The following is a 10,550-nucleotide window of genomic DNA, read 5'->3' as shown; positions in this document are numbered from 1 at the left end:
AACCATTTGTTGATTAATAACGAAAGAATCTATTTATTACTAATTAATGTTGCAAAACTAAATTGTTGCTACACTAGGTTCTGGGTACTGGTCATTTGTTGTCAAGTTTCATCCCGAGTACCCGGGATTTATGATAACTTAAATTATTCATTACACTAAACTTATTACTTTGTACTTGTAAACTTTTTATGTAACTCCAGCACCTGGGGAATCACCATTTTCTTGTCATCATTGTATATCACATAATCCGCTTTTTTTACTTTCTGCTCGTCACTGATCTGTGCTGCCATGATCGCTTTTACATCGCTTTCTGTGCGGTGAGGGTCGCGTTTCAATATCCTTTCTATCCTCAATGAAACTGGTGCATATACGGTAATGATTTTATCCAAATATTGATAACTTCCTGATTCATAAAGCAAAGCTGCTTCTTTAATGATATATGGATGGTGAATATTGTTTTTCTGCCACTTTTCATAATCATCCATCACTTTTGGATGAACCAAACTGTTGAGCAAATCTAATTGATTTGGATTTTTATAAATCCTGTCAGATAAAATTTTTTTATTGAGTTGGTTGTCATTAACAGACAGATATACATTCTCTCCAAAATGCTGCCTTATTTGTTTGATCAATTCTACATCATGTGTAAGAAGCCATTTTGCTCTTGCATCGGCATCGTATATTGGAATGCCAAGAAGTTCAAAAATTTTACATACAATGCTTTTACCTGTGCCGATGCCACCAGTAATACCAATCTTAAGGGGTTTATCTGGAAGGTTCAATATAAAAAGATATTTTTTTTGTTAGTAGTAAATTTCCTGGCCGTTATTTCATTTTATAATAAATTTTAACAACTTGAGGGTTAAGGGTAAGGTCAGTAACATAATCCGGTTTTTTAACAAGAGTGGGCACAATAGTCGTGTCGGTCAAATCCAATGCGGCATAATCCAGAACGATTTCAAAATCATCTTCCTTTGCTTGCTCCTTGTTTTTTTTATTTGTAAAATAACTAATACTTATAGTATCATTTTCAATCCAGGCAGAGGAGCTCTCCGGAAAACTGACTAATTGTAATATGGCATTCCTGTTTTCCTGAACGAATAAAGCCACTTCAAAGCTTACCAGTACTTCCTCCACACTTGCCAGTTCATATTGAATGGGTATTTCTGTCTCAAAGTCATCATCTATTTTTTTATCAGGAATATTCAATTGAATTCTGCCGGGCAAACTATTAATGAAAGCAGCTGGGCCATCAAATTCCACTGAATCAGGATCAATTCTGATTGGGCTGATAATTCTAAAATTATGGGCAAGTGAAATAGCCTCACTATCAACACCAACCGCTATTTTCTTTTTAACACGATAATCAAAGTATAGATGGGTCGTATCATTCATGATGTAGTTGATCTTGATATCTTTGAGCTGGGCTGAGACGACAGACATTAAAAAAGATGAAGTTAAATACCTGCTTTTAGGCAGATCGGCTGGTTGCAATTCAATAGGTTTTATATTAAACCAGAAGGTTTTCTTTAGTAAATCCCAACCCTGGCCGGCAACATTTAACTCTATTTTCGGGGGAAGATCGGCAACACGAATAAAGGTATTTTTATCATAATTTACTTTAATGGGATAGGTGATCTTAGCAGTATTATAGTGCTTGTTCATCGCAATAAAAAACCAAAAAGTAGCTGCAGCAACTATGCATAGTATTATTATTGTGAGGTCTTCTTTTTTTCTTTCAAAGAATGATTTATATAACCATACTAGTAAATTTTTTGAAAATTTCATTAATTATTTCGGTTTATCGTTCAAAAAAATATCCTTGACACGACACTTCTTATAGTCATTGTCTTTGCCCCTCTATAGTAATAATGGGAAAAAAATCCAAAAACTCGAAACTCGAAATCCGAAATTCGATCCCGAGTACTCGGGACGAAACTCGAAATCCGAAACTCGAATCATCGGATGAGTCCAACGCACAATCTATCTAATCATCCGATGATTCCACCCTTTTGCCTACTGCCTGCTGCTACTATCTTTAGCGTATCTCTTACTTGCCTCCAAAGATATTGAAGTTTTATCAATCTTGATTTTTACGCCCCTATCTATTTCAAGGGTTATCTGTTGATCCTCGGTACTTAGTACCTTCCCATGGATACCGCCAGTAGTTACCACCATATCGCCTTTGTTTATGGAATCTATAAATGTTTTTTGAGATTTTTGTTTTTTCTGCTGAGGCCTGATCATAAAAAAATAAAAAATCAGAATGATAGCCCCAAAAAATATCCATGTAAAATTCATACCAGAATCACCGTCCGGTGGAGGATTGGCTTGTAATAAAATAAATGATAGCATATTTTTAATTGTTAAAGGTTTATCGTCATATAGAAAAGTGTTCATGTGTTCAAGTGTTCGGGTAACGTGAACACACGAACACATGAACACCGTTTTAATGATCATGATCATGCTTTAAGGGGACCGTTGTATTATCCGTGCCGGTTTTGATCACATTTGAATTAATAGTGAGCTTGGTAATATTGGGTTGTGTATTGGCCCTGATCGTAACGGTCTTTTGCTGGATCCCTGCTTTATTTTTACTGTCATACCTTACTTCTATATCACTTTCTCCCCCCGGAGGTATGGGTTCCTTAGGCCATTTTGGCACTGTACAGCCGCAAGATGCAGTAGCGCTTTCAATAATCAGCGGAGCATCCCCGCTATTTTTGAACTTAAAGATATGCGTTACGATATCTCCTGCATTAATATCCCCAAAATCAAATTCATTTTCTTCAAATGTGATCTCAGAGAGCGGGCCTTCCACAACTCCGCTGGGATTTGAGGCGGTATTGGGATTATTGATCACCTTATTCGCAGATAGGTTTTCTACCTTTCTTTCCAGGGATTCTACCCTTTCTTCAAGCTCGGTGTTGTCGGTGCAGTTGAATAAAGCGCCTGATACAATGATCAATGAAAAATAAACTATTCTTCTCATGGCAAAAATGGTTTTTTGTTTTTACATCAGAATTTGCAAATATAATATTTTTTTAATTCAATTTTATATCACTCACCAATTTTTCCAGCGAACTTTTTGCATCACCGAATAGCATGGTTGTTTTTTGGTTGAAGAACAGCTCATTCTCTATGCCGGCATAACCGGCAGCCATGCTGCGTTTCATGACAATGATGTTCTCTGCATTTTCAACTTCCAGAATAGGCATGCCATAGATGGGGCTTGATTCATCATTATTGGCTGCAGGGTTCACTACATCATTAGCGCCAATTACCAAAGCAACATCCGTATTGGAAAATTCAGCATTGATCTCGTCCATTTCTTTTAATTTATCATAGGGAACATCTGCTTCTGCAAGCAGCACATTCATGTGCCCGGGCATACGGCCGGCTACAGGGTGTATGGCATATTTCACATCCACGCCCCTATCTTCCAATAATTTATCAAGGTCATGACACAAATGCTGTGCCTGTGCTACTGCCAGCCCATAACCTGGAATGATCACGACTCTTTTGGAATAGCTCATAAGAATGGCAGCATCGGTTACAGAGATTTCCCGTACTGTTTTTTCCTCATCTGTGCCGCCAACACTTTTTGCGCCTCCGCCAAATGAGCCAATGATCACATTTAAGAGTGACCGGTTCATTGCCTTACACATCAGCACGGTTAATATAGTACCGGCTGAACCAACCAGTATTCCCCCTGTCAGCATCACCTGGTTATTGTATAGAAAACCGGCACAGGCTGCAGCTACTCCTGTAAATGAGTTTAGCAACGAGATCACCACCGGCATATCAGCGCCACCTATTGGAAGAACAAACAGTACGCCATAAAGCAATGCAAGCGTAAATAATGTGTATAGAAGCATAATATTATTATCTTCTAAGCTCATGATGTAGCCACCTAAACAAAGAACAAGCGCTAATAGGAACATATTTGTAAACCGCTGCAAAGGCCAACTTACTGACTTTTCCGTGACAAAGCCCTGCAGCTTGCCCATGGCAATCATACTGCCTGAAAAAGAAACGCTACCGATGATCAGCCCAACCAAAATAGTAAGTACATGCCCGCTCAACATTCCCCCTTCAACTATTTCCTCTCCGTTATAGAGCATTCCATCTTGTGCACTCAATGAAGAAAATTCTATGATCCCAATCACAGCAACACAAGCGCCTCCCATCCCGTTAAAGAAAGAAACCATTTGAGGCATGGCGGTCATCTTAACCTTCTTTGCCGAAATTGTACCGATGATAGCGCCAATAACAAAAGCAACAATGATCCAGAAGTGATTATGAATACTGCTATCAGTTAAAGTTACCAATATCGCCAATCCCATTCCTGCAGCAGCCCAGAGATTACCTTTACGGGCACTTTCAGGATGGCTGAGCATTTTAAGCCCGATAATAAACAGCACAGAGGCAACAAGGTATGAAAGCCAGATAATGTGTTGATGCATTTTTAATTGATTTTTTACTGAATTATACTGAATTTTAATCCTTCTGATTGTTTTGTTTCTTTATCACTTTTTTTTCTTAAACATTTCCAGCATCCTGTCTGTAACCACAAATCCTCCTACCACATTCAAAGTACCTAAGACCACTGCAATAAAGCCCAATGTTAGGGATAAATAATCTCTGCTATCAGCGTGTCCCATCACTATTATCGCTCCAACGATCACAACACCATGGATGGCATTAGCGCCTGACATCAAAGGCGTATGAAGTACAGCAGGCACTTTAGATATAACTTCCATGCCCACAAATATTGACAGGATGACGATATAGACCATCTCAATATTGTCGCCAAGAAAACTGATAATTGCTTCCATCATATTACTTTTGATTTTTTGTTATTAAGTTATGTTGAGGCAACAAGGGACCAATCTCTTATCCAAATGTCTTGCACATTCTTTATTTTCACAAAATTGCTGCATATTTTAATGCTTTTTTCAGGTCAGGATTTGTTTCTGCAAGTTTGACTAATACTTCTTTAATAGCTTTGTTTTCTTTTATAACAGGCGCAAGTGCTGTACGTCTGTCCCACAATATAAACCCAAATAAAAACATCATCATACCAAACAAAATTCCAAAGCCCCAGTATAAAAAGGTTTTTATATCATCAATTCGCTTATTCATATCATCAAAACGTTTATTCATATCATCAAAACGTTTTTCCAGCATTTCATATTTTACATCAAGCCTGATCAACCTATCTCTATCATCTTGTGTAAAAGGAACCTCTTTATTTTGAGCTATTGCAGATAAACCTGACAATAATAAAACTACTATAATAATACGAAATTTATTAAACATACTAATTTTTTATCAAAATTTCAGACCTGCTTGCCGAATGTTCAGCAGGCAAGTAATTTAACATTCATTATAAAATTAAGTTATTAAGCTATTTAGTTATTAGTAATTTTACCAATCCCCTAATCCCCGATCACTGTTCTTGCCAACTGCCAACTGCCAACTGCCAACTGCCAACTGCCAACTGCCAACTGCCAACTGCCAACTGCCAACTGCCAACTATTATTTCCAGGGGCGCAAGGTAAATAAAAATTATTTAAAAAATAAAAGTAAAAAATGTAATTATTTATAAATTCTAATTAGTTTTGATTTTCAAAAAATATATACAAAATGAAAAGATATCATTACAAAATTTCATCTATAATTGTACTTTTTATTTTTCATTCGTTTGGTGTAAAAGCGCAGGGTACACTGTCACTACTCGGTCAGTTAAATTTGCCTGGAATGTCCTATGATGTATGGGGTTATATTGACACATCATCAGGCAAAGAGTATGCAATTGTAGGCAATAATGGCCTGACAATAATAGATGTTTCTGATCCTGTGAACCCTGTGCAGGTAGCCAATCTAAACACTGTACCTGATTTTGATATAAAGGTCTGGAGTAATTATGCATATTGTGTTACAGGCGGCTCGGGCACAGCATATATTGTGAATATAGCCGATCCTGCAAATCCTGCAATTGTAAATACATTTCCATCATCTCATAATATATTTATTGATGACAACGGTTATATGTATGCAGAATACCCCGGGCTGATCATTTACGACTTAAACCCAGATCCTGTTAATCCTGTGATGATTTGGACTGATAGTACAACCGGGGGGCATGATGCATCAGTTATCGGGAACAGGTTGTTTGATTTTCATGGTAATACGGGTACATATATTTATGATATTTGTAACCCTGCAAACCCGGTATTACTGGGTTCTATTACTGATTCGGCCATTCAATATCACCATCACGGCTGGCCGAGCAAAGATGGCAATTACCTCTATATATGTGATGAATTGGCAGTAGCTCCAAGCCCGGATATAACCATATGGGATATAAGCAACCCTGCTACACCGGTAAAGGTTGGTTCCTTTTCTGATATTGATGCTACAGTTCACAACCTTTTTGTGATTGGTGATTATGCTTATGCATCTTATTACACTGCCGGGCTTCGTGTTTTTGATCTAACTGATCCTACATCTCCAACTATTGCTGATGAGTACGATACTTCACCATTATCAGGAGAAAGTTTTGGTGGTGCTTTTGGTGTATATCCCTTTGCATTGAACAATAAAATTTTTGTGCTTGATGTAGATAGCGGACTTTTTATTTTTAACGTAACTGATACTATTATTATGCCTACAGGTATTGATCAATATTCAATCCTGAGTACTCAAGATAATCAATTAGAAGTATACCCCAATCCTAACAAGGGTAAATTTTTTGTAACGATCACTAATAAAAAGTTTCAGCAAAATAGGGGTATTCATTTGATCAGGGTTCTCAGTATTACAGGACAATTGCTATACGAAGAGGAAATCTTACTTGTCGGCAGACAGGTTAAACAATCAGGCAGCCGTCTGGTTATTAAAAAGTTTGATTTGACGTCCTGGCCGCAAGGGATTTACGTATTACAGCTTGTGACAGAAAAAGCGGTGATTCACAGAAAATTTATTCTCTTAAAAAGTCACTATTGATAATATATCAATATAATTTTTGATGAAAATGCTTACTTATTAAGCGCTCACTTCTTCCTCAACAGCTTTTGGTTGTAAGAGTTCAGAATTTTTTGTAATACAGGAGGCTTTTATGATCTCATCCTCATGGTTTATATTTAGCTTACCATCAGAAATAATTAATTTGAGAAAGTTAGTGAGATTTTTCCCGTACATTCTGCTGGCATCTTCTGCCATTGTAGAGGGAAGATTAGAATTTCCAATTATGCTCACCTGGTTATGAACGACCACTTTATCAACTTCAGTCAGCTCACAATTACCTCCGGCTATAGCTGCCAGGTCAACTATTACCGAGCCTGATTTCATACTTTCTACCATTTCTTTGGGTATCAATAAGGGGGCTTTTTTGCCCGGTATCAAGGCAGTAGTGATCACAATGTCTGATCTTTTAATGTGTTGATGGATGGTTTCCTTCTGTTTTTGCTTAAAAGCTTCACTTTGTTCTACTGCGTACCCGCCTGCTTTTGAATCTTCCTCCGCACCTTCCACTTCCACAAACCTGGCGCCCAGGCTTTCAACCTGCTCTTTAACTTCAGACCTAGTATCAAAAACCTCAACAACAGCTCCCAGCCTTCGCGCTGTAGCGATTGCCTGAAGTCCTGCTACTCCTGCACCCAAAATCAAAACTTTTGACGGTGCGATAGTGCCGGCAGCGGTCATAAGCATTGGGAAAAATCTGGGCAGGCGGGAAGCTGCAATCAACACTGCTTTATATCCTGCAATCGTGCTCATAGACGAGAGCACATCCATAGATTGAGCTCGTGTGATCCTGGGTACGCTATCTAAGCTAAAGCAGACTATTTTATTTTGTGCTAATTTTGAACCAAAAGTGGGGTTATTTAAAGGCTGATAAACACCTGCAAGAATTGTATGCTTTTTTAATTGCGTAATCTCTTTTTCGGAAAGAGGGTTGATCTTTAAAATTATTTCAGCCGAGGAGAAAATTTCCTCCCTTGAAACAATTCCAACACCTGCCTCTTTGTAGGACTCATCAGACTTGAATGCCCCAAGCCCGCCCCCTGATTCCACAATTACCTTGTTAGCAGATTTGACCAGCGTGCCTGCTTCCTGCGGTAGCATAGATACTCTATTTTCATCACTAGATTCCTTTAATATACCAATGACCATTTTAATTGATTGTATCGGAATTCCAAAATTTATACACACCTGTGTCCCCCCGAGTACTCGGGGGGACTTTGGTGCACAGGCACAAGTTGGCAGTTGGCAATTCTGGTAGAGTCGACCAAATTGGGCGTCTCTACCAGAATTGCCAACTGCCAACTATTATTTCTTAGTGTTGATTTTACCAATAAATTCTTCAACATCACCCAGCAGACGTTCTGCTCTATCTCTGGTATCATTAATCACTTTTTCTCCTTTAGTTTTTGCTTTTGAAAAAGGCTTTTCCTTACCGTCAACCAAATCGTTGACCAATTCTTTTAAATTTTCCCTGTATTTGTCTAGCCTGTAACTTAGCTTATCGCGGGTGTTTTTACCTTTGTCAGGAGCATATAAAATACCTAATATAGCCCCTGTGGCTGCACCTACTAAGAATGATAATAATGTGTTGGTGTTTTTGCTCATAATGCTTTTTCAATTTCAATTAATAATTTAATTTTGTAACGTCAAAATTAAGAAAATGTTTTCTTTTCATATTTGTTTTTATATTATTTCTTAGTATCAGTCATTTTTTTAATGCCGCTAACTTATAACTCTGAACACTAAACTTATATTTTTATCTATTAGCTGTTAGCCGTTAATTTCAGTGTAATAATGAAACTGTTGATCATGCGTTGCTCTTCATGCAACCCTTCAAAAAGCTGTTAGCTGTTGGCTGTTAGCCAAAAGCTAATAGCTAAAAGCTAACAGATTCCATTCCTCGTTCCCAAATTTTCAATCTTCTAAAGTTCTTCATTTTGATTTTGTGTTATCAAATCTATTGCTAAAAGCTAAAAGCTAACAGCTAACAGCTAACAGCTAACCAATCAACCCTTTCCCACTTTTTTTAATCATACCCTTTTTTGCAAGTGTTTTTGCAATATTATCCAAAATTCCATTTATAAATTCTTTGCTCTTTGGTGTGCTGTATGATTTTGCGATCTCAATATACTCATTGATCGTCACTTTCACAGGGATATCCTGAAAATTGATCATTTCGCTGATGGCCATTTTTAACAAAATCCTGTCAATCGCAGCGATCCTTTCAATAGACCAGTTCTTTACTTTTTTTGCAACCAGCTTATCATATTCATCATCATTATCTATAGTTTTTTTATAAAGGTTTTCAAAAAATATTTTATCTTCCTTCCAATTCTGTGATAGCACAGCCAGGGGAAAAGATCCGTTACTTTTATTAGTTATCGACCTGACCATATTCAGCAAGCTCTCAACGATGTATTTATTTTCAGGCCAGCTCATATCCCTATCCTCAAAATAAGACGTTGTTACAGCAGCTTTTAAAATTACATGTTTGAGTAGATGCTTTATTATTTGCATATCTTCTTCAAAATTGCTATCGTTGAGCTCTATATATTCAAGATACGCTTTATCTTTTTTTAAAACTTTTTTATACAAATTAAAAACAACTAAATCATCAGGAGTCCATTTTAGGTTTCTTTTTACACTTTCTATCTGTAGCGCTTTATTTATTCTTAACTTTTCTATCACTTGATTGGTAAAAAACTTAAGCTTTTTTTCAGGAGTAGGTTCGGACTTTACCCGCCTTTCTTTTTTCTCTTTTTCTTCGATCTCAACAAAATCAGAAAGTGATATCAACAACAACAAAACCAACACGTATTCATCATAGATATTCTCAATATCTTTGTTCATATTCTTCCTGCAAAGTACAGCATCTTTTTTTAAAAGAACTTTTGAAAGCTGCATATCAGAACTTTGACCATGCTTAAAAGCATAAATGGCTTGCATTGCCTTGATCCGTAAGGTTCTCCTGTTGAGCATTTTTCAATATGGGAAAGAACGGTTCAATGAAAATGTGTTCATGTGCTCTCGTGTTCAAGTGTTTATGAGAGTTTATGTTGACACATGATCAACAACAAAATATATTAATACTCTTTACGTATTGAAACACTTCTTTAAATATCAACAATGCAATAATATGAATTTTTCTTTAACAAAAAAAATCCATGATGATTTTAATTTTTTTTAAAAAAATTCTACTTTTGCATAGGGTAAATATTTTGTATGTTCACCTCTCTTTAAGGTGCCCAATTGGCTCCTTAAAGATTCATATTTTTTTTATTTTGTCAGATTTTGTGGAGAAAATCCATTATATTTGCAATTATGTTCAGGATATACATTTGTAAAATAACTTTAATATTAGCGCTTATCTGCAGGATTACCAATCCGGCTTATACGCAATGTCTCTTATATGAAATACCTCTTTCGCAAAAAGTCAACAATTCCTCTTTTATTATAGAAGGTAAAGTAATTGATCAGCACAGCGTTTGGCAAGATCACACAAATATTTATACCATCCACAC

Annotated in this window: 11 protein-coding genes; 1 reads left to right on the top strand and 10 read right to left on the bottom strand. The window is 36.7% G+C overall.

Translation table 11 applies throughout. The features are described from left to right. Positions 1-164: 164 nt before the first annotated feature. From FVQ77_16420 to FVQ77_16390, 7 genes are all read right to left on the bottom strand, one after another. Positions 165-782, bottom strand: a complete 618-nt coding sequence (locus FVQ77_16420) for a dephospho-CoA kinase (protein ID MBW8051885.1) — start codon at positions 780-782, stop codon at positions 165-167. Between the two features lie 43 nt (positions 783-825). Then, a complete protein-coding gene (locus tag FVQ77_16415; protein MBW8051884.1) occupies positions 826-1,788 on the bottom strand; it encodes a hypothetical protein in 963 nt (320 codons plus the stop codon). 228 nt (positions 1,789-2,016) lie between these two features. Further along, complete coding sequence (yajC, locus tag FVQ77_16410; GenBank protein MBW8051883.1) at positions 2,017-2,355, bottom strand: preprotein translocase subunit YajC; 339 nt, start codon at positions 2,353-2,355, stop codon at positions 2,017-2,019. Between the two features lie 94 nt (positions 2,356-2,449). Continuing rightward, a complete protein-coding gene (locus FVQ77_16405) occupies positions 2,450-2,992 on the bottom strand; it encodes a DUF1573 domain-containing protein (protein ID MBW8051882.1) in 543 nt (180 codons plus the stop codon). Positions 2,993-3,044: 52 nt separating this feature from the next. Further along, on the bottom strand, positions 3,045-4,466 hold the full coding sequence (locus tag FVQ77_16400) for an NAD(P)(+) transhydrogenase (Re/Si-specific) subunit beta (GenBank protein MBW8051881.1): 1,422 nt from the start codon (positions 4,464-4,466) through the stop codon (positions 3,045-3,047). Positions 4,467-4,529: 63 nt separating this feature from the next. Further along, entirely contained in the window at positions 4,530-4,838 is a 309-nt protein-coding gene (locus tag FVQ77_16395) for an NAD(P) transhydrogenase subunit alpha (protein MBW8051880.1), read from the bottom strand. 88 nt (positions 4,839-4,926) lie between these two features. Beyond that, a complete protein-coding gene (locus tag FVQ77_16390) occupies positions 4,927-5,322 on the bottom strand; it encodes a hypothetical protein (protein MBW8051879.1) in 396 nt (131 codons plus the stop codon). Positions 5,323-5,649: 327 nt separating this feature from the next. Between FVQ77_16390 and FVQ77_16385 the strand changes: the two genes are divergently transcribed. Further along, the gene (locus FVQ77_16385; GenBank protein MBW8051878.1) at positions 5,650-7,011 is read left to right on the top strand and encodes a choice-of-anchor B family protein; all 1,362 of its coding nucleotides are present in this window, start codon (positions 5,650-5,652) and stop codon (positions 7,009-7,011) included. A gap of 39 nt (positions 7,012-7,050) precedes the next feature. On the opposite strand, the gene FVQ77_16380 is transcribed toward FVQ77_16385, so the two are convergent. The 3 genes from FVQ77_16380 to nusB form a co-directional block, all read right to left on the bottom strand. Beyond that, positions 7,051-8,178, bottom strand: a complete 1,128-nt coding sequence (locus tag FVQ77_16380; GenBank protein ID MBW8051877.1) for a Re/Si-specific NAD(P)(+) transhydrogenase subunit alpha — start codon at positions 8,176-8,178, stop codon at positions 7,051-7,053. Between the two features lie 156 nt (positions 8,179-8,334). After that, entirely contained in the window at positions 8,335-8,634 is a 300-nt protein-coding gene (locus FVQ77_16375) for a YtxH domain-containing protein (GenBank protein ID MBW8051876.1), read from the bottom strand. 393 nt (positions 8,635-9,027) lie between these two features. Continuing rightward, positions 9,028-10,008, bottom strand: coding sequence for a transcription antitermination factor NusB (nusB, locus tag FVQ77_16370; GenBank protein ID MBW8051875.1), 981 nt, complete (start codon positions 10,006-10,008; stop codon positions 9,028-9,030). Between the last annotated feature and the right edge of the window lie 542 nt (positions 10,009-10,550).

The sequence above is a fragment of the Cytophagales bacterium genome, from assembly GCA_019456305.1.
Classification (GTDB): Bacteria; Bacteroidota; Bacteroidia; order Cytophagales; family VRUD01; genus VRUD01.
This window is presented reverse-complemented; position numbering and strand designations above follow the sequence as displayed.